We start from the raw sequence: 26468 nt of genomic DNA on the forward strand, positions 1-26468 counted from the left end.
TTGCGGGACGGGGGTCAGTCCCGCGTGGTGAACGTCCGGTCGTAGCCGAACGGCTGGTACTCCTCGCCGCCGCCCTCGTAGAACTTCCCGAAGAACTCCACGTACTCGAGACGGACCGCCTGCAGTCCGGCGCTGGTGATACCGAGCGCCAGCACCAGCAGGTGGCCGAGCACGAGCACGAGCAGCCCGACGAGCAGGCCGCCGATGCCCGAGTGGATCAGGCCGGGGAACATGATGCTCGTGACCTCGTGGCCGTGGGACACCTCGCCGACGTGGGGCATGTGGGTGAGCCCGAAGTGCCACGCGGCGTGGCTCCCCTCGCCGGTGACGTACACGCCGAAGAACAGGAGGTTGACCGCGAAGGCCATCCCCGCCTTGGCGAGCAGCACCGCGGCGATCCGGGTGTACGAGAGGGCGTCCGAGAGGACGCTGAGGCTCTCGAGCGCGCCGATGACCACGCCGGGGCCGCCGAAGTGCTTGACCTCACCGGCCAGGTACAGCAGGAACCCGACGCCGCCGACGGCGAGGCCGAGGGTCCCGACCGCGGGCGAGAAGCCCGAGAAGCCGAACGCGAACGGCTCGCCGCTGAACACGGTGTACAGGAAGTCCGGCTTCGTCGCGCTGGCCTGGGTGCTGAAGATCCACGTCCAGATGCCGGCGAACAGCAGGATCCACGAGCCGCTCTCGAGCACCGCGTCGACCGGGTCGTGGCCCACTTCCTCGGCGAAGCCGAAGATGTAGCCGACCGTCATGTGGAGCAGTCCGGCGAGCACCGAGATGGTCATCCACGACAGCGCGTAGCTGGTGTTGACCGGCTGGAGCCCCTTCTTGATGGGCGGGCCGTGGAGTCCGAGCGCGCCCTCCCAGAGGTACGTCGCGATCAGGTGCAGGCCGAATATCTCGCCGTACAGGACGCCGAACAGCGTCGTGAACCCGCCGGCCCACAGCGCGATGCCGCCGAGGCTCTTGAACGCCTCGTTGTCGAAGCTGCTGTACAGCCAGTAGCCGATGCCCATGTACAGCAGCCCGTACCCGACGTCACCGATCATGAACCCGAAGAACGCCGGGAACGTCAGGAACAGGATGACGGTCGGGTCGAACTCGAAGTACTTCGGCCGGTTGATGGTCTCGACCAGCAGCTCGAACGGCTTGAACGGGCCGGGGTTGTCCTGGATGACCGGCGGCTGGTCGTCGTCCATCGTGGCGGTGCCGCCGTCCGCGGCGATCTCCTCGCGTCCCGCGGACTCCTGCTCGGACTCGTCCTGGGACGCGGGTTCCTCGTGGCCGTGGGCCGGCCGGGCGTCGTAGGAGGCGCGTTCGAGCTCGTCGACCTCGACGTGGTCGCCGACGGCGTCGCCGAGCGCGGTCGCGAGTTCGGTGTAGCGCTCGGTCGGGATCCAGCCCTCGGCGACGAACGCGTTCTCGGTCGTCGCGAAGTTGAGCGGCGCCTCGGCCTTCTGGACGTCGATGGTCAGCTTCTCCTCGGCCGCCAGCAGGAAGCCCGCGGTGTCGAGCTTGACCTCGTGGAGCTCGTTCTCGACGCTGTCGAGCTTCGACTCGAGCTTCTGGCGCTCGTGGCGGAGCTCGTCGACGTAGTCCTCGGGGCTCCCCTCGGCGTCGGGGATCTCGAGCGACGCGAAGTCGACGCCGACCAGCACCTCGTCGAGCGCGTCCTCGCCGGCGTCGTCCGCGGGATAAGCGAAGACGGCGACGGTGCCGTCGGCGGCGAACGTCTCGAACGCCCGGATCTCGTCGGCCGACTCTAGCGCGGCCTCGATCTCCTCGAGGTCGCCCTCGCCGACCGCGACCTGGAGGGTCTCGTAGCCCGACAGCAGGTCGAGGTCGATGCCGAGGTCGGCGAACGGCTCGACCGCGTCGAGCCGCTCCTCGACGTCGCGGAGGTCGTCCTCGAGCTCGCTCTGCCGGTCGTCGAGCTCGTTGACCTCCTCGCGGACCGACTCCAGTTCCTCCTCGAGCGCCTCGTCGGTGACGATGCGGCTCGGGCCGGCGTCCTCCTCGTCGAGGTCGAGGATGCTCTCGAGCGACCGGACGGTGACGAGCTTCTCCGACGCCTCCTCGGCGCCCTCGACGGGGTCGCCCGGCTCGAAGCCCTGCCAGGACCCGTCGTAGTTCGAGAGGTGGACCAGGTTCAGTTCGTGGACGGTCTCGATGACGTCGTCCATGACGGCCCGGGAGCCGGTCACGGACACCTTGCTCATTCGCTCAGGTCTGAGCATGCACCGCCTCCTCGAACAGGTCCACCACGTAGTCGGTTACTTCCTCCTCGTTCTGGCGCGCCCGGGACTCGAGCGCCTCGCGCTCGTCCTCGCCCTCGGCGAGGATCTCCTCGCGCTCGGTCTCGATCTCCTCGCGGGCCTCGGCGAGACGCTGCTCGTGGAGGTCGGCCGCCTCCTCCTCGGCGTTCCGGCGGATCTCCTCCGCCTCCTCCCGAGCGTCGGAGATGCGCTGCTCGCGCTCCTCCTCGGCCTCGGCGACGATGTCGTCGGCCTCGCGCTCGGCCTCCTTGATTCGTTCGAGAACCTCTGGCCTCGGCATACTAATCACGCGAAAGTTGCAGAACCGCGTATATACTACTTGCGAACTTTCCCGTCTCCGGAGGTGGTGTGACACGTGCAACCACATCACGTCTCAAACTCGGGACTGACTCGTCAACGGGAGCGTGCAGACGGAACAGCAGGATTATTTGGCCGGCGGTCCGAAATGTCGACCGATGGGTATCCTCGAAGACAAGAGTCGCGCGCGACTCTTCTACAAGTACCTCTCGAAGGTGTACGACACCGTCAACCCGTTCATCTGGAACGAGCAGATGCGCGACGAGGCGCTGGGGCTGCTCGACATCCAGGAGGGCGACCGCGTGCTGGACGTGGGCTGCGGCACCGGCTTCGCCACCGAGGGCATCCTGGAGCACACCGAGAACGTCCACGGGCTCGACCAGAGCGTCCACCAGCTCGAGAAGGCGTGGGCCAAGCTCGGCAAGCACGACCCGGTGAGCTTCTACCGGGGCGACGCCGAGCGCCTCCCCTTCCGGGACGACAGCTTCGACGTCGTGTGGTCGTCGGGGTCCATCGAGTACTGGCCCGACCCCGTCGCGACCCTCCGGGACATGCGCCGGGTGGTCAAGCCCGGCGGGCAGGTGCTCGTCGTCGGCCCGAACAACCCGAAGTCCTCGGTCATGCAGAAGGTCGCGAACGCCATCATGCTGTTCTACGACCGCGAGGAGGCCGACCGGATGTTCCGCGAGGCGGGGTACGTCGACATCGAGCACCACGAGATGGGTCCCGCGTACGACCCGGACATCGCCATTACGACGGTCGCGCGCGCTCCGGACGAGGAGTGAAGTTCACGCGGTCTTCCTTCACGCAGTTTCCTCTACTTCTGCGACGACCGACTCGTTCACCGACAGCGTCACCGCGACCGTCGACCCGGGCGCGAGCGTCGGGTCGTTCGTCCCCGCCAGCGCCAGGCTCGCTGTCTCGCCGGCCGCCCACCGCGAGTCGGTCGCGCTGTTGAACGGGCCGGTCGGCCCCGGCCGGAAGCCCGACGCCGAGAAGAACGGCACCGGCGGCTGGGCGTCGAGCGGCGTGCCGTCGATGCGGACCCGGACGGCCAGATCGCCCACGTCGAGGGCGTCTCCGCCGCGGTGGACGAACGTCAGGCGGTCGGCGCCGGCGTCGACTCGGAGGTCGACGACGGCCCGCGGCGAGCTCGACGGCGTCGTCGTCCCGAGCGCGACGCTGCCGACGGCCCCCGCGAGCACGGCGGTGACGGCCAGCAGGAGGGCGATTCCGACGATCGGGGCGGTGGCGCGGTCCGGCACGCGACGGACTCGTCCCGGCTTCGGCCTTCAACCTTCGGCGGCCGGCGGACCGGACTGCCCGTTCGAGCGACCCCCGTCGGGGAACCGAAGGCGCAACCTCAGCGAGGCGCAGACAGCCGCGAGTAGGAACTGACTAACGGCGAGTCCGCCAGTTAGTCCGCGCGTAGACGGCCCTGTCTCGGTATCCCGGAACCTCTGGCGGCAGAAACACGGCGAGCGCGCTACGGCGCCTCGGTGGGCGCCGCGGTCACGTTGACCGTGGTGAAGTCGCGGGTCGCGCTCACCCGGAACTGCTCGGCCGGGCCGAGCGTCCAGAGGACGCCGTCCGACCCGGTCCGGCCGACGGGCTCGCCGGCCACGGTAATCTGGCCTTGAAGCGGCGCGCCGGTGGCGTTCGTGAGCGCCACGCGGAGCGGACCGCCGGCGAAGGTCCGGTTGACCGTGAGGGTGACGTTCTCCGAGGTGTTGCTGACCGCGGGTCCGGTCGGGAGCGCCGTCTGGCCGGTCAGCCGCTTGTACTGGATCTCCCGGAAGACGGACTGCGTGCCGCCGTCGTAGTACGCCACGAGCTCGCCCTGGGTGTGCTGGAACGTTATCTGGTAGATGTTCGTCGTCCCGTACCGGGAATCGGCGCCCGTGAAGCTGCTGTGGTTGTAGGTCCACGGGTACTGGGCGATCACGCTCTGCCGCGCGGCGGTCATCGAGGAGTCGGCAGACGACGCGGGGTTCCGCCGGTCGGTACGGACGATCTCACGGACGTACTCCCCGTTCACGATGGTGGAGAGCACGACGCCGGTCCTCGCGGTGGCCACGTACACCCGCGTCGGCGGCTTCTCGCCCCGCATCGCCGCCGCGATCCGGTCCCGAATCGGCCCCTCGACGGTGACGAGCTTGCCCTTCAGGGTGTTCGCCTCGGTCTGCATGCCGAACCGCGGGACCGAACTCGCGCGCGTCCGCATCGCGGTGATGAGCCGCTTGATGTCGGTCACCTCCGAGTCGATGGCGCCCAGCGTCCGGAGGTACTCGCTCTTCGGGATGGTCCCGTTCGAGAAGGCCTGGGTCGCCTGCTGTTCGGCGGCCTTCAGCGAGATGATCCGGTTCTCGATGCGGTATCGGTAGCGGTTCAGGATCTGCTTCCGCTCCTCGGTCGAGTTGGCCGCCCGGAGCTGGCGGTCCAGCGTCTTCACGCCGAGCTGCGCCCGGAACTCGCCGCGGTCCATCGCGAGCGAACTCCCGAGCGCTAGCGACGGCGCGTCGAACGCGGTGCGCGCCGGGGCGGTCCCGAGCGTCATGACGTTGGTCGTGTTCCCACCGTCGGCAGATTGGGCGGCGTCGTCGGCGCGGACGAGGGAGGGCGACGTGGCGGCCGGCCCGCTCGGCGCGGACGCCTGCACCGCGACTGCTCCGGGGGTGAGGGCGAGCAGTAACGCCAGCATAACGGGGATGAGTCGCATTTCGTCCCCCTCTCGGTCGGCCACCGTTAAAATATTCCCGGATGAACGACCCGCTGACGAACCGGCGAGAACGGTCGAGACGTTTTACGGAGCCCTCTGATGTTTTATCTGCGGATGGAAAGTATTTTCTTGTCGGCGCATTCACGCGATTGTATGCGGTCACTCGCCGCCCTCCTCGTCGTCCTCCTCGCCGTCAGCTCCGTCGCCGGCGTCGGGGCGGGTCACTCGGCCGACCACCGAGTCGTCCCCCCGAACTCCGCCTCGGCGGGCGCGCCCGCCCTCGCCGCGGCCAACCAGACCGAGGCGAACGCGACGGACAGCGACACTACCGAGATGTACCTCTCCCTCCGCGAGAACGGAAACGCGCGCTGGAACGTCACGCAGCGGTACGTCCTCCGCGGCGACGACGAACTCGAGGCGTTCCGCCAGCTCGCCGCCGCGTACGAGAACGGCGACGCCGACCTCGGCCTCTCGAAGGCGACGTTCGCCCGTATCGTCGAACGCGTGAACGCCAACTCCGACCGTCACATGACGCTCCGCGGCGTCTCCAGGTCGGCCGGCGTCCGGAACAACGGGACCGTCGGCGTGCTCACGCTGTCGTTCACGTGGACGAACTTCACCGAGGTCCGCGACGACAAGATCGTCCTCGGCGACGCGTTCTGGACCGAGTCCGGGACGTGGCTGCCGACCCTCGGCGAGGACCAGGCCCTCGTGATCTCGGTGCCCGGCGACTACTACATCTACGGGGCGAGCCCTCCCGGCGGGACCATCTACAACGGGACCGTCCTGCGGTACGAGGGCCCCCAGACGTTCGACCGCGGCGACTTCTCGGTGACCTACGCCCCGAAGAGCACCGAGAACCCGGCCCCGAACGGGCTCGTCGACTTCTCGAGCCCGTGGGGGCTGGCCCTCGTCGTCCTCCTCTTCAGCGGCGGGTTCGGCGCGTACGCCCTGTCGCGACGCCGCGATGCCGGCCCGGAGCCGGTGGGCGAGTCCGGCGACGCCACCGCCGAACCGTCGCCGGCCGCGCCGCCCTCCACGGACGCCGACGACGGGGCGGAGTCCGCGACCGACGACGACGTCCCCGACGTGGAACTGCTCAGCGACGAGGAGCGCGTCCTGCGCCTGCTCCGCGAGAACGACGGTCGGATGAAGCAGGGCCAGATCGTCAAGGAGACCAACTGGTCGAACGCCAAGGTGTCCCAGCTGCTGTCGAAGATGGACGACAACGACGACGTGGACAAGCTCCGCATCGGCCGGGAGAACCTCATCACGCTCCCGGACGAGGACGTCACCGACGTGGAGTGAGCCGCGGCCGCGGTCGAGTGAGGGCATCACTGACGGCGGCGAAGCGACCGACCGAACAACGCGGGACATCGGGTCGCGGGTTTCGTAAACGTTTACCCCGAAGCCGGCGATTCATCGCGCATGAAGGTCCTGGTGACTGTGAAGGAGGTCGCCGAAGTCGCGGACGACTTCGAGATATCGGGGACCGAGGTAGACGAGCGCTACCTCGAGTACGACCTGAACGAGTGGGACGACTACGCCGTCGAGGAGGCCGTCCAGCTCAAGGAGGACGGCCCGGCCGAGGAGGTCGTGACCGTGACCATCGGTCCGGAGCGGTCCGAGGAGACCATCCGGATGGCGCTGGCCAAGGGCGCCGACCGCGCGGTCCGCGTGTGGGACGACGCGCTCGAGGACGTCGACATGCTCGACGTCGAGACCAAGACGAACCTGCTCCAGGCCGTCGTCGAGGAGGAGGACCCGGACCTCGTGCTGACCGGCGTCCAGTCGGGCGACGACTCCCTCGGCGCCACCGGCGTCTCGCTGGCCGACGAGCTCGGCTTCCAGTGGGGCGCGGTCGTCAACGCGCTCGACTACGACGCCGACGAGAACGTCGCCCACGTCCACCGCGAGCTCGAGGGCGGCGTCGAGGAGCTCACCGACATCGACCTGCCCGCGGTCCTCACCATCCAGACCGGCATCAACGAGCCCCGGTACGCCAGCCTCCGCGGCATCCGCCAGGCCCAGAGCAAGGAGATCGCGGCCAAGAGCCTCGCCGACGTCGGCCTCGACGCCGACGCGGTCGAGAGCGACCTGACGCTGACCTCCATGTACGAGCCCGAGAGCGAGAGCGACGCCGAGATATTCGAGGGCGACGCGAGCGAGACCGCCGGGCAGCTCGCTGAGGTCCTCCGCGAGAAGGGGGTGGCAGAATGAGTGGTGTTCTCGCGGTCGCCGAGCACCGCCGCGGCGAGCTCCGCGACGTGAGCTTCGAGCTCATCACCGCCGGCCGCCAGCTCGCAGACCAGACCGGCGGCGACCTCCACCTCGCTGTCGTCGGCGGCGACACCGAGTCGTTCGCCGACAGCCTCAACCGCGAGGGCGTCGACGTCATCCACACCGTTCCCGAGGGCGAGGAGTTCAACCACGACGTCTACGCCCAGGCCGTCGAGGCGCTCCACGCCGAGGTCGACCCGCAGGTCCTGCTGATGCCCAACAGCGTCAACGGGCTCGACTACGCGCCCGCGGTCGCGAACAGCCTCGACCTGCCGCTGGCGACCGACGCGGTCGACTTCGAGTACGGCGACGGCCTGACGGTGACCCGCGAGATGTACGGCTCGAAGGTCGAGACCACGGTCGACGTCGGCGGCGACCGGCAGGCGGTCACCATCCGGAGCGCGGAGTGGCCCGCCGCCGAGGGCGTCGGCGACGCCGAGATCTCCGAGTTCGAGGCCGACGTCGACACCGACACCGGCTCGCGGGTCACCGGCTTCGAGGAGGTCGGCGGCGGCGACGTCGACATCAGCGAGGCCGACTTCATCGTCTCCATCGGCCGCGGCATCGAGGAGGAGGACAACCTCCCGCTCATCGAGGACCTGGTCGAGGCGACCGGCGCGACCCTCGCGTCCTCGCGGCCCATCGTCGACAACGGCTGGCTCCCGAAGAACCGCCAGGTCGGCCAGTCGGGCAAGGTCGTCACGCCGACCGTGTACCTCGCCATCGGCATCTCAGGCGCGGTCCAGCACGTCGCCGGCATGAAGGGCAGCGACACCATCATCGCGATCAACACCGACCCCAACGCGCCCATCTTCGACATCGCCGACTACGGCATCGTCGGCGACCTGTTCGAAGTGGTGCCGGAACTCATCGAGGAGTTCGAGTAGGACCTTCCTACTTCGTCGGCTCCGCTCCACGGAGGCGCTACGCACCCCCGCCTCGCTCGCATCTTCTACCGTCCGTGCGCGAGCCGTCGGGTCGCTGCGGGGCTCCGAGGTGGACGCCCCGTCCCGCTATCGTCACGTACTTGTCCTGCCGGTCCTGATTCCCGGCCGATGGAGTATCCCGAGTCCCGGAGGGCGCTGGTCGAGGACCGTCTCGAGGTCGTCCTCGACCGGGTCGAACCGACGGAACTCGCCGAGGAGGTCCGCCACGTCGCGCTGTCGGGGGGCAAGCGCGTCCGGCCGACCGTCACCGTGCTCTCCTGCGAGGCGGCCGGTGGCGAGGCCGAGGACGCGGTCGACTTCGCGGTGGGGGTCGAGCTCGTCCACGACGCCTCGCTGGTCGTCGACGACATCATCGACTGGTCGGACACCCGCCGGGGGAGCCCGAGCGCCTGGGCCGAGTTCGGCTACGCGCCCGCCATCGTCGCCAGCGACGGCCTCATCGGCGAGGCATTCGAGCTGTTCTCGCCGGACCCCCGGGCGATGGAGGCGGTGGCCGACGCGATGGTCGAGCTCGGCGAGGGCGAGGCGACCGAACTCGTCGCCCGGCCGGCCGACCGCGAGGAGTACATGGAGCTGGCCCGCCGGAAGACCGGGGCGCTGTTCCGGGCCGCCGCGGAGCTGGGCGCCATCGCGGCCGACGCCGACCCCGCGACCGTCGAGGCGTTCGGCGAGTACGCCGAGAAGGTCGGCGTCGCGTTCCAGATCCGGGACGACGTGCTCGACGCGACCGCCGACGCCGCCGACCTGGGCAAGCCGACCGGCCACGACGCCGAGATGGGCCGGCCCTCCATCGTCAGGGTGACCGACCTCGACGCCGAGGAGGCCGCCGACCTCGCCCACCGGAAGTCCGACGAGGCGCTGGCCGCGCTCGACCGGGCGGCGACGCCCGACCTCGCGGCGACCGACTACCTCCGGGACCTCGCGGAGTTCGTCGTCACCCGGGAGCACTAGCGGGTCGTTTCTCCTGCGAGCGACGGATTACGGCGAGTTACGACGCGTTACGCAGCGGAACCCATCGAACGACGTCGGTCGCTTATGGACGTCCGCGGCCTTCCTCCTATGGGTTGTAAAACCATGACGCAGGGAACAGACGGCGGCGAGTCATCCCGGCGGACATTCATGGCGGGGGCGCTCGCGGGCGGACTGGCCCTCGGAACCGGTACGAACGTGGCGCTGGCCCAGGACGAGGACGAGGTCGACACCAAGCGGTACGAGGCGCTGATATTCGCGGGGAGCTTCCACCCCGGCGCCCGGTTCGAGGTGACCTCCGACGTGCTGAACTACACGCCGGTCGTCCCGCAGGGGGCGCGGACGTTCGGCGAGTACAACTCGCGGGTCATCAAGTACCTGAACACCGGCGAGCGCGTGCTGTTCTTCCCGGCGAACGACGCCGAGGTGGAGAAAGGCGCGGTGTACGAACTCAGCCAGAGCCTCCGGCCCGTCAATCAGCGCGGGACGCCGGTGTGGCAGGTCACGTTCGGACCGGTCTCCGAATCGGAGACGACCACGACCGGTGGGCAGACGACCGCCGAGACCGCGACCGAACCGGGCGACGAGACCACCACGGAAAGCGGTTGACGGCAGCGGTCCGACGACCGCTGCCCGGCCCTACCCGACCTGCTCTGCCCGCCGGGACCGCCGCGACTCCGCGATGGCGAACGCCAGCGTGCTGGTGAGCCCGAGCAGCGTCCCGATGGTGAGCATGACCGCGAGGTAGGTCAGCCGGGGCAGTTCCAGCGGGACCCGGTTCAGGAAGTACGCGCTGATGGCGTGCAGCACCAGCGCGATCGAGAGGACGTAGAACGGCGCGTTGAGGTAGCGCCACTGGAAGCGGTCGGCCAGGTACTCGTCGGTGATCTGGCCGAGGCTGGTGGTGATGCCCGCGGCGGTGAACCACGTCACCGCGCCGTACACCAGCGCGGCCAGCACCCGGAGCGGGCCGACCGCGCCGCCGGCCTCGCCCTTGACGGTCTCGAGCATCTCGACGCCGCGGACCCCGCCGATGACCAGCAGCGCCGCGGCGACGACGTAGGTGATGAGCGTGACCCGGCCGGCGTAGAGGCTGTTGCGTGCCTTCTCGGCCGCCTGGTCGAGCAGTCGCTCGACGCCCAGCCCCCGGCCGAGCACGTAGAGGCCGAGCAGCCCGGAGGTCACGCCGAACACCGCCGCGCCGGGGAGCCCGAGCATGTCCGAGATGATCGACAGCGGGTAGATGAGCAGCAGGATGCCCAGCGGGACCAGGATGGTGCCGCGGGTCTCGGGGTCGTCGAGCACCTGCTTGATGGTGTAGTACATCGACTCGAGGTCCTGGGCCTGGCGGACGACCACCCGGCGCACGCCGTCGATGGGCACTCGCGACCGGATGACCGGGATGACGCTCTCGTCCTGCGCGCCGTCGGTGACGATGACCGCCTGGATCTCCTCGCTGGTCGAGAGGCTCGCCAGCACCTCGTCGACCTCGTCGCCGACCGCCCGGTTGGCCGCGATGTCGCCGCCCTCGGTGCCGGTCACGACCGCGACCTCGACCGTCTCGTCGGTGATGCGGTCGACGAGGTGGACCCCCTCGAACAGCACGTTGACGTCGCTGTCCTCGGGGTCGGCCGTGGCTAACGCCACCGCGGCGGCCTCGACGTCGTCGCGTCCGATGACCGGCGTGTCGAAGTCCGTCTTGCGACCGAGGTCGTCGTCGAGGTCCACGCACAGGACCAGCAGCATTACTCGGGGCTATGCGGCCGGGGTTTAACTTCTTTCGGGACGGTTGACGGAGGTCGGAATCCGGCTGTCGGCCGCGCCCGCCTCGCTCGCCGCATCCGGCGAATGCCGAACAGAAAGTTAATGTACCGACAGTTTGGAGTTCGATTCAACGGGTCCCCTCCATGCCTCCAACCATCGCAGTCGCCCACTATCCGGAAGGTGCCGGCCACGCCACGCGAATGGTGGCCATCGCAAACGCGCTCCGCGACCGGGGCGCCGAGGTGCTGCTGGCCGGCGGCGGCGCCGGCACCGAGTTCGTCTCGCTCCACGGCTACGACGAGTTCGAGCCGACGACCGTCGACTACATCGACACCTACCAGGGCGGGTCGCTCGGGCAGGTCCTCGCCCGGAGCGTCCCGGCCAGCGCCCGTCGGGTCTCGGAGTACGTCGACTGGCTCGCCGAGACCGACCCCGACGCGCTGGTCACCGACGACATGTTCGCCGCGATGGCCGCCTCCCGGACCGACGTGCCCCTCTACGTCCTGAAGCACGACGTCCCCGGGCTGTACCGCGACCCCGTCGAGCGGAGCGGCGCGCGGTTCCACACCGCGTTCCAGTCGGCGGTGACCCGGGAGTTCTTCTACCCCGCCGTCTGGCCGCCCGCCGACATCGACCCCGACTGCGCGACCCGGATCCCGCCGGTCTCGCTGGAGGCCCGCGATCGGCGATCGGTCGGACGCGAGGATGACGGGGACGAACGTGAGGATGACGGGGACGAACGCGACCGGAACGACGGAAACGACCGCGTGCGCGATGCCGCCGACGTCGTCCTGGTACCGAGCCACTACTCCGACTTCGACCGCCTGGCGACCCGACTCGAACGAGAGGGCCACGACGTGCTCCACGTCGGCGCCGACGACTGGGAGCCCGTCCCGTCGCTGCTCCCGTACCTCCGGAGCGCCGACGTGGTGGTCTGCTCGGGCTACTCCACCGTCATGGACGCCGCGGTCGCGGGCACGCCCTGCGTCGTCTGGCCCGAGACCGACGAGCAGGAGGCGGTCGCCGACCAGCTGTCGCGGGCCGACGTCGCCGGGTTCGCCGTGGCCGACGACGCCCTCGACGTGCTCGACGCCGTCGAGTCGCCGCCCGCGGCGACCCCGTCGGACAACGGGGCCGACGTCGTCGCCGAGCGGGTGGTCGAGGACCTCGCCGACGTCCCGGGATCGCCGGTCGATGCGTCGTCGGCCGACGCGCAGTCGCCGGTCCGGGTCGCCGACGGCGGTCGGTCGCCGGCCCGCCGGCGCTCGCCCGCGATCGACGGCGGGACGGGGCTGTCGCTGGCGGTCCGGGCGCTGCTCGGCGTCGGCCTGTCGGTGCGCGACGCCCGGTCCCGGTTCGCCGGTCGGGCCAGGCGGACGGCGGTGTCGGCCCTGAGCGGGATGCTGGCGGCGGCGGTGCTCGTCCAGCAACTCGTGACGCGCGACCGGGGCCGGCCGTAGCGCGTTCTCGCGGGACCAGTGGGGCGCAGGTCGTCCGTGGGGCACAGGTCGTCCGTCCGCCGCCGAACGCCGTCGGCCGTCCACTGCCGTCGGGGACACCGACGGTCCACCCTCGTTTCGCACGCTTTTTGGGTCTCGGCGCGCTATCCGTGGCTAACGAATGATCTCGAAGGGCTGCGAACAGTGCGCCAAGGGAGGCAAGATGGTGCTCTTCGTCTACGGCTACTGCGACCAGCGGGACTGCTTCTACTGCCCCCTCGGCGAGAACCGCAAGAACGTCACCGACGTGTACGCCAACGAGCGGAAGGTCGAGTCCGACGAGGACGTCATCGCCGAGGCCAAGCGCATGGACGCGCTGGGCACCTCCATCACGGGCGGCGAGCCCCAGGAGGCGATGAACAAGACCTGCCGGTACCTCTCGCTGCTCAAGGACGAGTTCGGCGAGGACCACCACACGCACCTCTACACCGGCATCACGGGCGGGCGCGAGAACATGCGCCGGCTCTCGGAGGCGGGCCTCGACGAGATCCGGTTCCACCCGCCGCTGGACCTCTGGGGCGAGATGCACGGCACCGAGTGGGAGGAGATCCTCTACGTCGCCCGCGAGGAGGGGCTGACCCCCGCGTTCGAGATCCCGGGCATCCGGGCCGAGGAGGAGTTCCTGGAGTTCCTCGACGAGGGCGCCGCGGAGTTCTGCAACATCAACGAGTTCGAGATGAGCCAGGGCAACTTCCGCCGGATGCAGGAGGAGGGCTACGAGCTCCAGGACGGCCACATGAGCGCCGTCGAGGGGTCGAAGGAGATCCTCGACCAGATGGGCGACCACGAGCGGGTCTACTTCTGCACCTCGGTCTTCAAGGACGCCGCCCAGCACCGCAACCGGATGAAGCGCATGGCCCGCAACATCCGCCGGGAGTTCGACGAGGTGACCGACGACGGGACGCTGGTGTACGGCAAGACGTGGGAGACGAGACAGCGCCTCGAGGAGCTCGGCGTGCCCGAGGAGTTCTACACCGTCAAGTCCGACCACGTCGAACTGGCGTGGTGGCTGCTCGAGGAGATGGTCGAGGAGGGCGACGTCGAGAAGGGCGAGATCGTCGAGCAGTACCCCACCGTCGACGGTCAGGTCGTCGAGCGGACGCCGCTGGCCTGAGATCCGGTCGCTTCCCCCTCTCCCGCCACTCACTCCGCTGTCGTGGCGGCGTCCCCGTCCCCGTCCTCGGACTCCGTGGTGGTCTCGGTGGTCGTTTCTGTCGTCGTTTCCGTGGTGGTCTCGGTAGTCGTGGTTTCGGTTGTCGTCTCGGTTGTGGTCGTTTCAGTCGTCGTCTCCGTCGTCGTCTCGGTGGTCGTGGTTTCGGTCGTCGGAGGCGTCGCTTCAGTCGTGGTCGTCTCCGTTGTCGTCTCGGTGGTCGTGGGCGTTGTTTCGGTCGTGGGCGTCTCGGTGGTTGTCGGCTCCTCTGTCGCGGTGGTCGTGTCCGTCGCCGTCCCCTCCGTGGTCGGGGGTTCTTCGGGTGCGGTCTCGTCGGCCGCCTCCGCAGTCGCGGTTTCGGTGGTCGTCTCGGTCGTCGCGGAGGGCGTCTCGTCCCCGCACGAGCCGTCCCTGAACAGCCGGACCTGGAAGTTCCCGCAGAAGCTGCGCTTGCCGGTCGGGCGGAAGCGGTAGGCCTCGCCGACGGACGGCGAGGGGGACTCGGAGCTCACCAGCAGGTAGAACTTCGTGCCGCTGCACGTCCGGCACCTGAACAGGTTGCCGTCGTTGCACAGGCTCGACCCGAGGTACTCGAACAGCTTGACGGTGCCGTCCTCCTCGGCGATCATCTCCTCGGACCCTCGGGTCACCCAGCCCGTGATCACCGAACGCGAACCGGTAGTCGTTCTCGGCGGTGAGCCCGTCGCCAGCACTCCGGCCAGCAGCGAACCCCCGGCGCTGAGGAACCCCCGCCGCGATGTCTCGTCCGTCATTCCCGTCCTCTCTCCCCTAACGCGGATGGAAGGTATTAACGTGCATAGTAACCAATCTGATGGTTTACTCCACCCGGACGCGCGCGGACCCAAGTGGCGTCGCGGAGTGGTACGTTCGGTCCCGCTTCCGCGGCGACCCGGTGGCCCTGCTTGGGCGCGCTCGCGGCGCTCGCCGAGGCGTCCGCCTGGCCAGCGGACTCTCGGCGGGGAACGAGACGGCGATGGTACGGGCGCGGAGCGCCTCCCGGTAGAATCAGTTTACACGCCGGTCGAGTAGCGCAGGATGCCGGCGACCCCGCCGAACGCCGACTGGAGCTGCTCGCCCTTCTCGAAGTCGGTCGAGATGAACTTGGTCTCGGTGCCGCGCTGCTCGGCGATGGTCATCAGGTACTCGATGGCGTCCTCGCGCTCGACCACCTCGGCCTGGCCGCCGTCCTCGCAGGTGTGGTCGGGGGTGTCCTCGCGGCGGTCGACGAACTCGAACTCCTCCTTGTCGCCGCAGTCGTACACCACGACGTCCTTGCGGAGGTCCTCCGAGAGCAGGAGCCGGTCGACCGACCCCATCATCAGGTTCTTGCGGGTCGGCTCGAAGCCGTAGGTCGCCTTCTCGCCGTCGTGGAGCTGCTTGAAGAACTCCTCCATCTCCTTCTTGTCCTTCATCACTTCGGCGTCGGCCAGCGCGTCCTCCGCGTTGTCGACGAGGTCGTAGAGCCCGGACTCGTCGGTGTAGGCCACGTCGAACTTGCCAAGCACCTTCTGCTGGATCTCGTGGTGGAGGTAGTCGCCGTCGAGGAACTCGTCCTTCGTCGGCGAGGGGCCGCCGACGAGCACGCCGTCCAGCTCCTCGCGCTCGGGGACGAACAGGTCGTTGGCCATCTCGGCGACCTCCTGATAGAAGTTGTCGATGGCCTCGAGCCGGAGCCGGGCGAACCGCTGGGCGGACTGACCGCCCTTGCGCTGCTTGCCCGGCACCAGCGAGGAGGCCGACTTGACGGGCTCGACCCGCTTGCCCCGGAGCCAGCCGACGTTGGCCTCGCGGCGGTCGAGCACGATGAGCCCGTACAGCCCCTTGTCGGTCAGCATGTGCTCCAGCGGCTCGGTCAGGAACTCCGAGTCGCAGTGGTAGCGGAACGACTGGATCGGCTCGGGCGGGTCCTCCAGCACCTTGGTGACCATCTCGGTCCGGCCGCCGCCGGAGTCGATGGCGCCGCTGAAGATGACCATGCCGTTCTCGGGCGGGTAGGTGTCGTAGTAGCGCAGCCGGTCCTTGATGGAGGTCAGCGCGTCCTGGACGTTCGTGCGGGTCTGCTTGGACTTGATGTTGCTCGCCTCGCTGTGCTCCTGGGTGACGTGGGCGACCACGTCGCTGATCTGCTTGTCGGGCGGAATGTAGATGGTGACGAGCTGCGTCCCGGAGCCCTCGTAGTCCCTGAGGTCCTCGATGACCTTCTGGAACTCGTATTTCTTCCGGTCGGACTGCTCGTCCTCCTGCTGACTCATTGCTACGTTCTAGGCCTTCCAGGGGGTAAGTAACCTTTGCTGTGGGTCTCTGTGGCCGGTTAGCGTCCCTCCGACCGGTCCGGCCCGTGCGGTCGGCGCCGCCGCTCGTGAGGAGGTGCGGTCCTCGCCGTCGCTCGCGCGATGTCGATGCTCGCGCTCGAGACGTCGGTCCACGGCGCCGGCGTCGCACGGGCGTCTGACGCACCGGACGAGAGACCGGAACACGTCGGCGACGTGTCGCATCTGACGGAGTAACTTTATATGCGTATCATGGCTCGGTTGGGACAACGAGTATCATGTCCGACACGGTATACGCGGTAGCGAGCGGCAAGGGAGGTGTCGGGAAGACGACGACCGCCATCAACCTGGGGGCGATGCTGGCCGACCGGGGCCACGCGGTCGTGGTCGTCGACACCGACCTCGGGATGGCGAACCTCGCGGACTTCCTCGACTTCGAGATCGAGACCCCCACGCTCCACGAGGTGCTGGCCGGCGAGGCGTCGTTCGCCGACGCCGTCGACGAGGCGCCGGGCGACATCGACGTGCTGCCGAGCGCGACCGACATCGAGGCGTTCGTCAAGTCCGACCCCGCGAACCTCCAGGCGGTCGTCGCCGACCTGCGCGAGGAGTACGACTACGTCCTGCTCGACACAGGCGCGGGCGTCAGCTACGACACCCTGGTCCCGCTGGCGCTGGCCGACCAGGTGCTGCTGGTCGCCACGCCCGACGTCGCCTCGGTCCGGGACACCGCCAAGACCGGCGAGCTCGCCGAGCGCGTCGAGACCGAGGTCCGGGGCGCCGTGCTGACCCAGCGCAGCAGCGACATCCTCAACGCCGACGACGTCGAGGAGACGCTGGGCACGGACGTCCTCGCGGTGATCCCGCAGGACGAGGCGGTCCCGATGGGCATCGACGCCGGCCGGCCGCTGGCCGCGTTCGCCCCCAACGCGCCCGCCGGTCGGGCCTACCGCGACCTGGCCGCGGTGCTGACCGGGGCGGCCGACCCGGACCCCGAACTCGACTTCGACGGCGCGGCCGGCGACGACGCCGAGGAGACCGACGACCTCGGTGCGGACGCCCTCAGCGGCTCCGAGATGGCCGCGAACGTCCGGGACGCCATCGACGGCGGCGACGCGAACGAGGGCCTGCTCGGCGGCGAACTCGCGAACGCGGCCGACGAGATCCGCGCGCAGGCGAGCGCGAACGCGGCGTCCTCGGCCGACGCCGGAACCGACGGCGAGGACGGGACCGCGCCGGCCGACCGGGACGAGGGCCAGTCCGCCGCGGCCGACCGGAGCGAAGGCCGGGCTACCGCGGCAGACCCGAGCGAGGACGGGGCCGCCGCGGCCGGTCGCGACGAGGACACGGCCGACGCCGACGCGAGCGCCGATTCGGCCGACGTCGAGGAGAGCGCCGGTTCGTCCGACGCCGGCGCGTCCGGCGCCAGCGAGGCACGCAGCGTCGACGACCTCCTCGACGAGCACATCAGCGACGAGCGCCTCGCCGGCTCCGCCGGGTCGGCCGAGGACGGCGACCCGCTCGCCCGGCTCGGCGAGGAGCTGTCCGGCGACGAGTCGACCGCCGACGCGCCGGCCGCCGACGAGAGCGACGACCCGCTCGCGACCGGAGACGCCGACGCCGCGGAGTCCGACGACCCCTTCGACGAGGCGGACGACCCGCTGGTCGCGGACGCGGACGACGGAACATCTCCGTCGGCGGCCGAGGCGTCTGGCGAGGTCGAATCGGCATCCGGGGCGTCCGGCGCGGCGGCGTCGACGCCCGGGGGAACCGACGGGACGGGCCGGGAGACCGACGCCGAGTCGTCGCGGACCGGGACCGCGGGCGCTCGGACCGGCGAGGGGTCGAGCGAGCCCCCGGCCGACGACGGGGATCTCGAGGACGCGGTCCCGTTCGAGGAGCGCGGTCGCCAGCGCCTCGACGACCAGTCCGGCGAGCGCGACGCCGACGAACCCCCGGAGGGCGACGGTTCGCCTGCCGATACTGGTCAGGGAGACGAGGAGAGCCGCGACGGCGAGCGCGGCGAGGACGGCGGCGTGCTGGGCCGACTCGGGTCGATATTCAAGTAGAACCGACAACCTCTAAGGAGCTTCGACGTCGAAGCTATCGCCATGGCAGACGACAGTTCGGTCTCGCTCTGGTGGGTACTGCTGTTCGTGTTGGTCACGCTCGCGGTCGCCGCGGGCGCTGTGCTCTTCGTCGGCGGCGACCTCGTCGTCCCGCCGTCCGGGTTCGTGCTCCCGGTCTGAACGTTCGACTGCCCGTTCTCCGACTACATCGACCGCGGGGCGGCGACGCCCAGGACCTGGAGGGCGTTGCCGACCGCGTGCTTCGACGCCGCGACCAGCGCGAGCCGCGCGTCCCGGAGGTCGTCGTCGACGTCGTCGGACAGCACCGGGCACTCGCGGTAGAACGCGTTGAACGTCTCGGCGATCTCGCGGGTGTAGGTCGCGACCACGTGGGGTTCGAGGTCGGCGGCGGCCTCCTCGATGACGGCCGGGAAGCGCGCGACGACCTCCAGCAGTTCGCGCTCGGCCGCGGTGTCGAGCAGGTCGGCGTCGACGTCCTCGGCGACCGCGGTGTCGCTGGTCGTGGGGTCGATGCCTGCCTCCTCCAGAATTCCGCAGCACCGGGCGTGGACGTACTGGACGTAGGGCGCGCTCTGGGCCTCGAAGTCGAGCGCGCGGTCCCACTCGAAGGTGATGGCCTTGGTCGGCTGCTTCGAGACGATGTCGTACCGGACCGCGCCGATGCCGACCTGCTGGGCGATGCGCTCGACGTCCGCGTCGGTCAGGTCGTCGTCGCGGATGCGGTCGTCGAGCCGGGTCTCGACCTCCTCGCGGGCCCGGTCGATCGCCTCGTCGAGCAGGTCGTCGAGGTCGATGCCGGTCCCCGCGCGGGTGGACATCTTGCCCTCGGGCAGGTTGACGTAGGAGTAGATGACCTGCTCCAGCCGGTCTGTGTCGTTGCCCAGCAGGTCGAGCGTGGCGGTCATCTGGTCGGCCTGGAGCTTGTGGTCCTCGCCCAGCACGGTGACCGCGCGGTCGTAGTTCTCGAACTTCCACTCGTGGTGGGCCAGGTCGCGGGTCGCGTAGAGGGTGGTGCCGTCGGACCGCAGGAACACGAAGTTCTTCTCGATGCCGAACTCCTCGAGGTCGAGCTGCCAGGCCTCCTCCTCGTAGACGGCCTCGTCCAGCTCCTTCAGCCGGTCGACCACGTCGTCGGCCGACCCGTCCCGGAGGAACCGGGTCTCCTTGACGAACTCGTCGAACTCCGCGGGCAGGCGGTCGAGCGTCTCGCGCATCCCGCCGAGCACGGTGTCGACGACCGCCTGGACGCGCTCGTAGGTCTCCTCGTCGCCCTCCTCGAGGCCCTGCATGATGGCCTGGATCTCGTCCTCGGCCGCCTCGACCTCGTCGGGGTCGCCGTTCTCCAGGAAGTCGTTGCCCGTCCGGTAGTACCGCACGAGGTCGTAGTCGGCCTTCTCGCGCTCGGGCTCGGAATCGAGGTCCGACTCGTCGAACGTCTCGTAGGCCCAGGTGAAGACGGCCATCTGGCGGCCGGCGTCGTTGACGTAGTAGTGGCGGTCGACGTCGTGGCCCGCGAACGAGAGCACCCGGGCCACCGCGTCGCCCACGATGGGGTTGCGCGCCCGGCCGACGTGGACCGGCCCGGTCGGGTTCGCGGAGGTGTGCTCGACCACGACCTCCTCGCCGGTCGGCTCCAGGCGGCCGAAGTCGGCGGCCTGGGCCTGCTCGACGGTGCCGGCGTAGTAGGCGTCGCTCGGCAGGAAGTTGACGTACGGCCCCTGGGCGAGCGCGGCGTCGATCAGGTCGTACTCGCCGGCGTCGATCCGCTCGGCGAGGTCGCTCGCGACTTCCGGCGGGGGCGCGCCGACCTCGCCGGCCAGGCGGAACGCCGCGCTCGAGGCGAGCACGGCGTCGACGCCCTCCGGCGGGTCCTCGACACCGAGGTCGTCGGTCGGCAGGTCGAGCTCGTCGAGCGCGGCGACGAGCGCCTCCTCCACCTCGTCGCGGAACTGGAGATACATGTTGGTGGTTGGTTTTCGACCGGCGGGTAAATGGGTTTCTGACTGCCCCCGACCTCCGCGCTCAGACGCGCTCGACCAGCGTGGCGACGCCCTGCCCGAAGCCGATGCACATCGTGCAGAGGCCGTACCGGCCGCCGCAGTCCTCGAGCTGGGCGGCCAGCTTCCCAAGCAGCACCGCGCCGGTCGCGCCCAGCGGGTGGCCGTGGGCGATGGCGCCGCCCCAGACGTTGGTCCGGTCCCAGTCGGCGCCGGTCTCCGCCAGCCACGCCTGCACGACCGGGGCGAACGCCTCGTTGACCTCGAACCGGTCGACGTCGGCGACCGTCAGGTCGTTCTGCGCGAGGATCTCCTCTGTCGCCGGGATCGGTCCCGTCAGCATCGTCTTGGGGTCGACGCCGACGACGTGGGTGTCGACGATGCGCACCGACGGCTCCCAGCCGCGGGCCTCGCAGGCCGACCCGGAGGCGACCAGGAGCGCCGCCGCCCCGTCGACGATGCCCGAGGAGTTGCCGGCGTGGACGACGCCCTCGCCCTCCTCGCGGAACACCAGCGGGAGCTCGCCCAGCGTCTCCCGGTCGGTCTCCGGGCGGGGGTGCTCGTCGCGCTCGACGGTGACGGGCTCGCCGTCGACCTCGGTCTCGACCGGGACGACCCGGTCGTCGTACTTGCCGGCGTCGGCCGCCTCGCCCCACCGCCGCTGGGAGTCGACCGCGATGCGGTCGGCCGCCTCGCGAGCGAGCCCCCACTCGTCGGCGATGCGCTCGGCGCCCTCGCCCTGGGAGGTCAGCTCGTCGAAGTGCTCGAAGTACGTCTCCGTGACGTTGGCCGGGTCGGCGTAGCTGCGCTCGTCGGACGCCGCGTCGCTGGCCATCGGCACCCGGGTCATGTGCTCGACGCCGCCCGCGACCAGCACGTCGTGCATCCCGCCCCGGATCTGGCCGGCCGCGAAGTTGACCGCCTGCTGGCCCGACCCGCACATCCGGTTGAGCTGGACGCCGGGCACGTCCTCGCCCCAGCCGGCGACCATCGGCGCGATCCGGCCGACGTCGAGCCCCTGCTCGCCGACCGGCGTCACGCAGCCGTAGATGACGTCCTCGACGTCGTCCGCGCCGTCGAACCCGTTGCGAACCTCCAGGGCACGCAGGGGTTCGGCCGCGAGGTCCTGCGGGTGGGTGTCGCGGAACGACCCGCCGCGCTTGCCGAGCGGCGTCCGCACCGCGTCGACCACGTACGCGTCCTCCATGGCGGGCGGGTTCGCGGCGCCCGGCCTTTACCTTTCGGGAGGCGGCGTGCGCGAGCGCCGTCGGGGTCGCCCATCGCAGCCTCGTCGCCGCCCCATCGGCGCGCGAATCTCCCCATCGCCGAGCTATTTGTGCGACGCCCCCTTCGGCACACGTGACGACACCATGTCCGACTCCACCTACGAGACCATCGGCGTCGACCGCGACGAGCAGGCGGCCACGGTGACCCTCGACCGACCGGACCACCTGAACTCGCTCACCCGGCGGATGACCGAGGAGCTCCGCGACGCGGTGGCGGACCTTGCCGGAGATGACGCGGTCCGGTGCATCGTCTTCCGGGGCGCTGGCGGCGCCTTCGGCGCCGGCGCCGACCTCGGCCGGCTCGACGGCGACGCCGGCGACGAACCCGCCCTGCGACAGCTCGCGTCGTCGCTCCACGAGACCGTCCTGCTGCTCCACCGGGCCGAGAAACCGGTCGCGGTCGGCGTCGACGGGGTCGCCGCCGGTGCGGGGTTCAGCCTCGCGCTCTCCGGTGACGTGGTGCTGGCGAGCGACGAGGCCCGGTTCGAGTACGCCTACCCCCGGGTCGGGCTCACCGGCGACGGCGGCTCGACGTTCCTCCTGCCGCGGCTGGTCGGCCTCCGGCGCGCGAAGGAGATCGCGCTGCTCGACGAGCCCGTCGACCCGGAGCGGGCGGTCGAGCTCGGCATCGCGACCGAGGTCGTCGCCGCCGACGAGTTCGACGACCGGCTCGACGACCTCGCGTCGCGGCTCGCGGCGGGGCCGACGAAGGCGCTCGGCCGGGTGAAGCGACTGATGACCGAGGGGTTCGACCGCCGGCTCGGCGAGCAACTGGCCGCCGAGACCAACGCCATCGCCGAGTCGACCCGGACCGAGGACTACGCCCGGGGCCACGACGCCTTCCACGGCGACGACGACCCGGAGTTCGTCGGGCGATAGTCCGGACGGCGTCCGGCGGGGAAACTCCCTACGCCTCGTCGTCGCGGAGCTTGAACTTCTGGACCTTCCCGCTCGGGTTCTTCGGCAGCTCCTCGACGAAGTAGTAGTCCCGGGGGCGCTTGAAGTCCGCCAGCGCGTCGCCCTCCCGGAGGTAGCGGTCGAGCTCGTCGCGGGAGGCGTCGCCCACGACGTAGGCGACCACGCGCTCGCCCCACTCGTCGTCGGGCTCGCCGACGATCGCCGCCTCGGCCACGTCCGGGTGCGAGAACAGGACGTCCTCGACCTCGGTCGGGTAGACGTTCTCGCCGCCCGTGACGATCATGTCGTCCTTCCGGTCGACGACCCACAGGTAGCCGTCCTCGTCGCGGTAGCCCAGGTCGCCGGTGTAGTACCACTCGGCGCCGTCGGCCTCGCGGAGCGACGCGGCGGTCGCCTCCGGCCGGTTCCAGTACTCCCGCATCGTGCACGGCCCGGCGACGAGGATCTCGCCGACCTCGCCGCGCGCGACCGTCTCGGTCGGGTCGGCGTCGGGCTCGACGACCCGGACCGAGTGGTTGAGCGCCGGCAGGCCGGCGCAGCCCTGCTTCGAGCGCTGGTCCTCGGGCGGCTGGAACACCCCGCAGGGGCCGATCTCGGTCATGCCGTACGCCTGGACGTAGTCCTCGCAGAGGTGTTCCATGCAGTCCTCGAGCACCTGCTCGGGCATCGGCGCGGCGCCGTAGAGCCCGACCCGGAGCGACGAGACGTCGACGTCCGTCTCCTCGGCGCCCTGGGCGAGCGCGTTCCACACCGTCGGCGCGGCGAACAGCAGGGTGACGCCGTGGTCCTCGATGGCCCGCAGCGCGTCCGCCGCCTCGAACTCGTGGTGGATGACGTTGGTCGCGCCGCGGGCGACGCGGCTGAACAGCATCGCGTGGAGTTCGGCGCAGTGATACATCGGGAGGATCGTGAGCCCGACGTCGTCGCGCGTGATGTCGAGCTCGGCGATGCACAGCAGGTTGTGCTCGACCATGTCGCGGTGCTCGTGGACGACGCCCTTCGGCCGGCCCGTCGTCCCGGAGGTGTAGATGAACGCGTAGACGTCGTCCTCCGCGACGTCGGTCGTCGGCGCGTCGGGGCGCCCCTCGTCGAGCAGCGCGTAGAAGTCCCGGGCGTAGTCGGGCGTCTCGCCGTCGATGGCCACGTAGTTCTCGACGGTCTCAAGTTCGGGTTTCGCGCCCTCGACCGCGTCCCGGGTCGCGGACTCGAAGAGGAGGGTGTGGGCCCCGGCGTCCTCGACGATGTACTCGACCTCGTCGGCCGACAGCCGGTAGTTGAGCGGCGTGAACACGGCGCCGAGCTTGGCGCAGGCGTAGACGGTCACCGCCATCTCCGAGCCGTTGTACAGCACCGTCGCGACCCGGTCGCCCTTCCCGACGCCGAGGTCGGCGAGCGCGTTCGCGAACCGGTTGACGCGCTCGTCGAACTCCGCGTAGGTCCACCGCTGGTCCTTCCGGGGGTAGACGATCGCGTCGCGGTCGGGGTGACGCTCGACAGTCTGTTCCAGGGTATCACCTATCGTAGGATGCATACAACCGGGTTCTCCGCATCGTCTACTAACGTTTGTGGAGATACACGCCGAACGATAGTGAAGGAAAACGGGTCGGCTCGACTAACGAAGGAAAGCGAGTCGGTCCGACGACACTCCCGACCGGCCGAGCCCAGCGTCGCCCCTCGACCTATCAGCGAGCTGCCGGTGTTTCCTTACGGGTGGCCGTCGCACTACCGGACGCATGCCAACGAGACAGGCCGAGACCACCTGGCAAGGCGGAAAGGACGGCAGCGGCGACTTCGAGACCGAGAGCGGCCAGATCGAGGGGACGTTCCGGTTTCCCACCCGATTCGAGGACGAGCCCGGGACCAACCCCGAGGAGCTCATCGGCGCGGCCCACTCGGGCTGCTTCTCGATGCAGCTGACGGCGTTCCTCGAAGAGGAGGGGTACGAGGCCGAGCGCATCCACACCCAGGCCGACGTCCACCTCGAACGGGCCGACGGCGGCGGGTTCGAGATCCCGCGCATCGACCTGACGCTGGAGGCCGAGGTGCCCGACGTCGATCAGGACACCTTCGACGAACTGGCCCAGCGCGCCAAGGAGAACTGTCCGGTGTCGAAGGCGCTGGCCGGCCCGGAGATCACGCTCGACGCGACGCTACAGGGGTGACGGAAAGACAGCGACCGACGGAAGAACGGGGACGAGAAGCGCCTCGTATCTTCCCCTTGTCGCCAGAGGCACTTAAGGAGCGGACCGCGCGGCGGTGGTGACTGCGGTCGCCGCGGGGTCCGCGGCAGTCGTGACCCACCATTATGTGGACCGGCCTCGACCTCCCGGTATGGAGACCCGGCCGCTCGGCGACACCGGACACGACAGCTCCGTGGCCACCTTCGGCGCCATCGCGCTCAACTGGCTCGAGCAGGAGGGCGCCGACCAGCTGGTCGAGCTCGCGCTCGAGCGCGGCGTCAACCACTTCGACGTCGCCCCGACCTACGGCGACGCCGAACTGAAGCTCGGCCCGAAGCTCCGCCAGCACCGCGAGGATATCTTCCTCGGCTGCAAGACCCAGGAGCGGGAGTACGAGGGCGTGAGACGCAAGCTCGACCGGTCGCTCAACCGCCTCGGGGTCGACACCGTCGACCTCTACCAGATCCACGGCCTGGAGTACGAGGACGAACTCGACACCATCACGGCCGACGGCGGCGCGCTCGACGCCGTCCGCGAGGCGAAGGACGAGGGGCTGGTCGACCACGTCGGGCTGACCAGCCACGGCGACCCCGACCTCATCCTCGACGCCATCGACCGCATCGACGACCTCGAAACCGTGATGTTCCCGCTGAACCCCGTCGTGGTCGGGAAGGACGACGACCGGCACGACTACGAGGCCGTGCTCGACCGAGCGGACGAGGAGGGCATCGGCACCCTGGGAATCAAGGCGTTCGCGAAGGGGCCGTGGCCCCCGACCGACGAACTGCCCGAGGCCGACCGGCCGTACGCCAACTGGTACGAGCCGGTCGACACCTACGACGAAATCGAGGAGCGGTTCGACTTCGCGGCCGCGCAGGGGCTGACCAGCGTCGTCACGCCGGGCGACCCCAAGCTGGTCGCGATGGTGCTCGACGCCGCCCGTCAGTACGACGGCATGGACGAGGCCGCCCGGCGCTCGCTGGTCGAGCGCGTCCGCCACGACGAGAGCCCCGTCCCCGAACAGCTCCACCACTGAGAGAGGCCCCATGGACGTCCCCCAGACCGTCGCGACCGCCCTCGACGACCGGCCGGTGTCCGGCGCGACCTGCCTCGAGGCCGGCGCGGGCGTCGGCAACGCGACCGCCGGCCTCCTCGAAGCTGATGCCGACCGAGTCTACGCCGTGACGAACGACGGCGAGCACGCGGCGACCGTCCGCGACCGGGTGGGTCGCGAGCGCCTCGACCGGGCGGCCGTGCTGGAGGCGGACCTCCGGGACCTCCCGCTCGCCGACGACTCGGTAGAGATCGTCACCGCCCACTGCCTGTTCAACGTGGTCGCGCCCGACTCGCTGGCGGCGATCGCGGCCGAGCTGACCCGGGTCGCGGCGCCGGGCTCGCACCTCGTCGTCGACGACTACGCACCGCTTCCCGGGGACGCCGCCGTGCGCGACCTCTTCGCCGTGGAGAACGCCGCCGCGGAACTGGCCGACGGTCGGCCCGCGCTGACGTTCTACCCGGCGGCCGTACTGGAGAACCTGTTCGCCGGGTACGGGTGGGCGTTCGACCGACGGCGAACGCTACTTGACCCCGTGCCGTGGACCGAGAGCCACGTCGACGCGCACGTCGGAGTCGTCCGCGACGCCGTCGAGCGACTGGCGACTGACTCCGGCAAGTCCGAAGCGCTCGGCGAGTCGCTGCTGTCGGAGGCCGAGCGCCTCGCGGAGTCCATCGGCGAGGAGTCGGTCGGCGAACTGTACAGCGTCGCGATGCGGCTGCCCGGGTAGCTGCTTCCGGGGTCCGCGCCG

General features: G+C 70.1%; 24 protein-coding genes. 14 read left to right on the forward strand and 10 right to left on the reverse strand.

Features of this window, described 5'->3' with window-relative positions; translation table 11 throughout:
- Positions 1-14 precede the first annotated feature (14 nt).
- Both ACQUQF_RS18740 and ahaH read right to left on the reverse strand, forming a co-directional pair.
- On the reverse strand, positions 15-2237 hold the full coding sequence (locus ACQUQF_RS18740) for a V-type ATP synthase subunit I (RefSeq protein WP_435180656.1): 2223 nt from the start codon (positions 2235-2237) through the stop codon (positions 15-17).
- Positions 2224-2556, reverse strand: a complete 333-nt coding sequence (gene ahaH / locus ACQUQF_RS18745; RefSeq protein WP_435180657.1) for an ATP synthase archaeal subunit H — start codon at positions 2554-2556, stop codon at positions 2224-2226. The genes ACQUQF_RS18740 and ahaH overlap by 14 nt, the downstream gene beginning before the upstream one ends.
- Positions 2557-2731: 175 nt before the next feature.
- On the opposite strand from ahaH, the gene ACQUQF_RS18750 reads away from it, so the two are divergent.
- Positions 2732-3358 (forward strand): methyltransferase domain-containing protein, encoded by a 627-nt coding sequence (locus ACQUQF_RS18750; protein WP_435180658.1) that lies wholly within the window; start codon positions 2732-2734, stop codon positions 3356-3358.
- An 18-nt stretch (positions 3359-3376) separates the two neighbouring features.
- Here the strand turns inward: ACQUQF_RS18750 and ACQUQF_RS18755 are convergent, their stop codons facing one another.
- Both ACQUQF_RS18755 and ACQUQF_RS18760 read right to left on the reverse strand, forming a co-directional pair.
- Complete coding sequence (locus tag ACQUQF_RS18755; protein WP_435180659.1) at positions 3377-3838, reverse strand: type IV pilin; 462 nt, start codon at positions 3836-3838, stop codon at positions 3377-3379.
- A gap of 221 nt (positions 3839-4059) precedes the next feature.
- Positions 4060-5292, reverse strand: a complete 1233-nt coding sequence (locus tag ACQUQF_RS18760; RefSeq protein WP_435180660.1) for a DUF7094 domain-containing protein — start codon at positions 5290-5292, stop codon at positions 4060-4062.
- 153 nt (positions 5293-5445) lie between these two features.
- Here ACQUQF_RS18760 and ACQUQF_RS18765 point away from each other — a divergent pair, with 153 nt between their 5' ends.
- From ACQUQF_RS18765 to ACQUQF_RS18785, 5 genes are all read left to right on the forward strand, one after another.
- Complete coding sequence (locus ACQUQF_RS18765) at positions 5446-6600, forward strand: helix-turn-helix transcriptional regulator (protein ID WP_435180661.1); 1155 nt, start codon at positions 5446-5448, stop codon at positions 6598-6600.
- Positions 6601-6720: 120 nt separating this feature from the next.
- The gene (locus ACQUQF_RS18770) at positions 6721-7512 is read left to right on the forward strand and encodes an electron transfer flavoprotein subunit beta/FixA family protein (protein WP_435180662.1); all 792 of its coding nucleotides are present in this window, start codon (positions 6721-6723) and stop codon (positions 7510-7512) included.
- Entirely contained in the window at positions 7509-8459 is a 951-nt protein-coding gene (locus tag ACQUQF_RS18775; protein ID WP_435180663.1) for an electron transfer flavoprotein subunit alpha/FixB family protein, read from the forward strand. The genes ACQUQF_RS18770 and ACQUQF_RS18775 overlap by 4 nt, the downstream gene beginning before the upstream one ends.
- A 168-nt stretch (positions 8460-8627) precedes the next feature.
- Positions 8628-9470: a polyprenyl synthetase family protein gene (locus ACQUQF_RS18780; RefSeq protein WP_435180664.1), complete on the forward strand. Its 843-nt coding sequence runs from the start codon at positions 8628-8630 to the stop codon at positions 9468-9470.
- A 123-nt stretch (positions 9471-9593) separates the two neighbouring features.
- Positions 9594-10097, forward strand: coding sequence for a hypothetical protein (locus tag ACQUQF_RS18785; protein ID WP_435180665.1), 504 nt, complete (start codon positions 9594-9596; stop codon positions 10095-10097).
- Positions 10098-10127: 30 nt separating this feature from the next.
- Here the strand turns inward: ACQUQF_RS18785 and ACQUQF_RS18790 are convergent, their stop codons facing one another.
- Complete coding sequence (locus ACQUQF_RS18790) at positions 10128-11234, reverse strand: DUF373 family protein (protein WP_435180666.1); 1107 nt, start codon at positions 11232-11234, stop codon at positions 10128-10130.
- A 161-nt stretch (positions 11235-11395) separates the two neighbouring features.
- On the opposite strand from ACQUQF_RS18790, the gene ACQUQF_RS18795 reads away from it, so the two are divergent.
- On the forward strand, positions 11396-12712 hold the full coding sequence (locus ACQUQF_RS18795; protein WP_435180667.1) for a glycosyltransferase: 1317 nt from the start codon (positions 11396-11398) through the stop codon (positions 12710-12712).
- A gap of 160 nt (positions 12713-12872) precedes the next feature.
- Positions 12873-13865 carry a radical SAM protein gene (locus ACQUQF_RS18800; protein ID WP_435180668.1) on the forward strand — a complete coding sequence of 331 codons (993 nt, stop codon included), beginning with the start codon at positions 12873-12875 and terminating at the stop codon, positions 13863-13865.
- A 29-nt stretch (positions 13866-13894) separates the two neighbouring features.
- On the opposite strand, the gene ACQUQF_RS18805 is transcribed toward ACQUQF_RS18800, so the two are convergent.
- Entirely contained in the window at positions 13895-14674 is a 780-nt protein-coding gene (locus ACQUQF_RS18805) for a hypothetical protein (protein WP_435180669.1), read from the reverse strand.
- A 258-nt stretch (positions 14675-14932) separates the two neighbouring features.
- Positions 14933-16174, reverse strand: a complete 1242-nt coding sequence (gene prf1 / locus ACQUQF_RS18810; RefSeq protein ID WP_435180670.1) for a peptide chain release factor aRF-1 — start codon at positions 16172-16174, stop codon at positions 14933-14935.
- A 296-nt stretch (positions 16175-16470) separates the two neighbouring features.
- On the opposite strand from prf1, the gene minD reads away from it, so the two are divergent.
- Positions 16471-18261: a cell division ATPase MinD gene (gene minD, locus ACQUQF_RS18815; RefSeq protein WP_435180671.1), complete on the forward strand. Its 1791-nt coding sequence runs from the start codon at positions 16471-16473 to the stop codon at positions 18259-18261.
- A 42-nt stretch (positions 18262-18303) separates the two neighbouring features.
- Positions 18304-18441 (forward strand): hypothetical protein, encoded by a 138-nt coding sequence (locus tag ACQUQF_RS18820; protein WP_435180672.1) that lies wholly within the window; start codon positions 18304-18306, stop codon positions 18439-18441.
- A gap of 23 nt (positions 18442-18464) precedes the next feature.
- On the opposite strand, the gene argS is transcribed toward ACQUQF_RS18820, so the two are convergent.
- Both argS and ACQUQF_RS18830 read right to left on the reverse strand, forming a co-directional pair.
- Positions 18465-20243: an arginine--tRNA ligase gene (gene argS, locus ACQUQF_RS18825; protein ID WP_435180673.1), complete on the reverse strand. Its 1779-nt coding sequence runs from the start codon at positions 20241-20243 to the stop codon at positions 18465-18467.
- Positions 20244-20304: 61 nt separating this feature from the next.
- Complete coding sequence (locus ACQUQF_RS18830) at positions 20305-21486, reverse strand: thiolase family protein (RefSeq protein WP_435180674.1); 1182 nt, start codon at positions 21484-21486, stop codon at positions 20305-20307.
- Between the two features lie 163 nt (positions 21487-21649).
- Here ACQUQF_RS18830 and ACQUQF_RS18835 point away from each other — a divergent pair, with 163 nt between their 5' ends.
- Positions 21650-22444 (forward strand): enoyl-CoA hydratase/isomerase family protein, encoded by a 795-nt coding sequence (locus tag ACQUQF_RS18835; protein ID WP_435180675.1) that lies wholly within the window; start codon positions 21650-21652, stop codon positions 22442-22444.
- Between the two features lie 28 nt (positions 22445-22472).
- Here ACQUQF_RS18835 and ACQUQF_RS18840 read toward each other — a convergent pair whose 3' ends face one another.
- The gene (locus ACQUQF_RS18840; protein WP_435180676.1) at positions 22473-24014 is read right to left on the reverse strand and encodes a long-chain-fatty-acid--CoA ligase; all 1542 of its coding nucleotides are present in this window, start codon (positions 24012-24014) and stop codon (positions 22473-22475) included.
- Positions 24015-24216: 202 nt separating this feature from the next.
- Here ACQUQF_RS18840 and ACQUQF_RS18845 point away from each other — a divergent pair, with 202 nt between their 5' ends.
- The 3 genes from ACQUQF_RS18845 (at position 24217) to ACQUQF_RS18855 (ending at position 26447) form a co-directional block, all read left to right on the forward strand.
- Positions 24217-24645, forward strand: coding sequence for an OsmC family protein (locus ACQUQF_RS18845; protein WP_435180677.1), 429 nt, complete (start codon positions 24217-24219; stop codon positions 24643-24645).
- Between the two features lie 169 nt (positions 24646-24814).
- Positions 24815-25699 carry an aldo/keto reductase gene (locus ACQUQF_RS18850; RefSeq protein WP_435180678.1) on the forward strand — a complete coding sequence of 295 codons (885 nt, stop codon included), beginning with the start codon at positions 24815-24817 and terminating at the stop codon, positions 25697-25699.
- A 10-nt stretch (positions 25700-25709) separates the two neighbouring features.
- Positions 25710-26447, forward strand: coding sequence for a class I SAM-dependent methyltransferase (locus ACQUQF_RS18855; RefSeq protein ID WP_435180679.1), 738 nt, complete (start codon positions 25710-25712; stop codon positions 26445-26447).
- Positions 26448-26468 lie beyond the last annotated feature (21 nt).

Source organism: Halorussus sp. AFM4 (genome assembly GCF_051194995.1).
GTDB lineage: Archaea > Halobacteriota > Halobacteria > Halobacteriales > Haladaptataceae > Halorussus.

Coding starts and splice junctions, on each gene's coding strand:
- ACQUQF_RS18740 (WP_435180656.1), bottom strand. CDS start 2,237: ATGCTCAGACCTGAGCGAATGAGCAAGGTGTCCGTGACCGGCTCCCGG.
- ahaH (WP_435180657.1), bottom strand. CDS start 2,556: ATGCCGAGGCCAGAGGTTCTCGAACGAATCAAGGAGGCCGAGCGCGAG.
- ACQUQF_RS18750 (WP_435180658.1), top strand. CDS start 2,732: ATGGGTATCCTCGAAGACAAGAGTCGCGCGCGACTCTTCTACAAGTAC.
- ACQUQF_RS18760 (WP_435180660.1), bottom strand. CDS start 5,292: ATGCGACTCATCCCCGTTATGCTGGCGTTACTGCTCGCCCTCACCCCC.
- ACQUQF_RS18765 (WP_435180661.1), top strand. CDS start 5,446: ATGCGGTCACTCGCCGCCCTCCTCGTCGTCCTCCTCGCCGTCAGCTCC.
- ACQUQF_RS18770 (WP_435180662.1), top strand. CDS start 6,721: ATGAAGGTCCTGGTGACTGTGAAGGAGGTCGCCGAAGTCGCGGACGAC.
- ACQUQF_RS18775 (WP_435180663.1), top strand. CDS start 7,509: ATGAGTGGTGTTCTCGCGGTCGCCGAGCACCGCCGCGGCGAGCTCCGC.
- ACQUQF_RS18780 (WP_435180664.1), top strand. CDS start 8,628: ATGGAGTATCCCGAGTCCCGGAGGGCGCTGGTCGAGGACCGTCTCGAG.
- ACQUQF_RS18785 (WP_435180665.1), top strand. CDS start 9,594: ATGACGCAGGGAACAGACGGCGGCGAGTCATCCCGGCGGACATTCATG.
- ACQUQF_RS18790 (WP_435180666.1), bottom strand. CDS start 11,234: ATGCTGCTGGTCCTGTGCGTGGACCTCGACGACGACCTCGGTCGCAAG.
- ACQUQF_RS18795 (WP_435180667.1), top strand. CDS start 11,396: ATGCCTCCAACCATCGCAGTCGCCCACTATCCGGAAGGTGCCGGCCAC.
- ACQUQF_RS18800 (WP_435180668.1), top strand. CDS start 12,873: ATGATCTCGAAGGGCTGCGAACAGTGCGCCAAGGGAGGCAAGATGGTG.
- ACQUQF_RS18805 (WP_435180669.1), bottom strand. CDS start 14,674: ATGACGGACGAGACATCGCGGCGGGGGTTCCTCAGCGCCGGGGGTTCG.
- prf1 (WP_435180670.1), bottom strand. CDS start 16,174: ATGAGTCAGCAGGAGGACGAGCAGTCCGACCGGAAGAAATACGAGTTC.
- minD (WP_435180671.1), top strand. CDS start 16,471: ATGTCCGACACGGTATACGCGGTAGCGAGCGGCAAGGGAGGTGTCGGG.
- ACQUQF_RS18820 (WP_435180672.1), top strand. CDS start 18,304: ATGGCAGACGACAGTTCGGTCTCGCTCTGGTGGGTACTGCTGTTCGTG.
- argS (WP_435180673.1), bottom strand. CDS start 20,243: ATGTATCTCCAGTTCCGCGACGAGGTGGAGGAGGCGCTCGTCGCCGCG.
- ACQUQF_RS18830 (WP_435180674.1), bottom strand. CDS start 21,486: ATGGAGGACGCGTACGTGGTCGACGCGGTGCGGACGCCGCTCGGCAAG.
- ACQUQF_RS18835 (WP_435180675.1), top strand. CDS start 21,650: ATGTCCGACTCCACCTACGAGACCATCGGCGTCGACCGCGACGAGCAG.
- ACQUQF_RS18840 (WP_435180676.1), bottom strand. CDS start 24,014: ATGCATCCTACGATAGGTGATACCCTGGAACAGACTGTCGAGCGTCAC.
- ACQUQF_RS18845 (WP_435180677.1), top strand. CDS start 24,217: ATGCCAACGAGACAGGCCGAGACCACCTGGCAAGGCGGAAAGGACGGC.
- ACQUQF_RS18850 (WP_435180678.1), top strand. CDS start 24,815: ATGGAGACCCGGCCGCTCGGCGACACCGGACACGACAGCTCCGTGGCC.
- ACQUQF_RS18855 (WP_435180679.1), top strand. CDS start 25,710: ATGGACGTCCCCCAGACCGTCGCGACCGCCCTCGACGACCGGCCGGTG.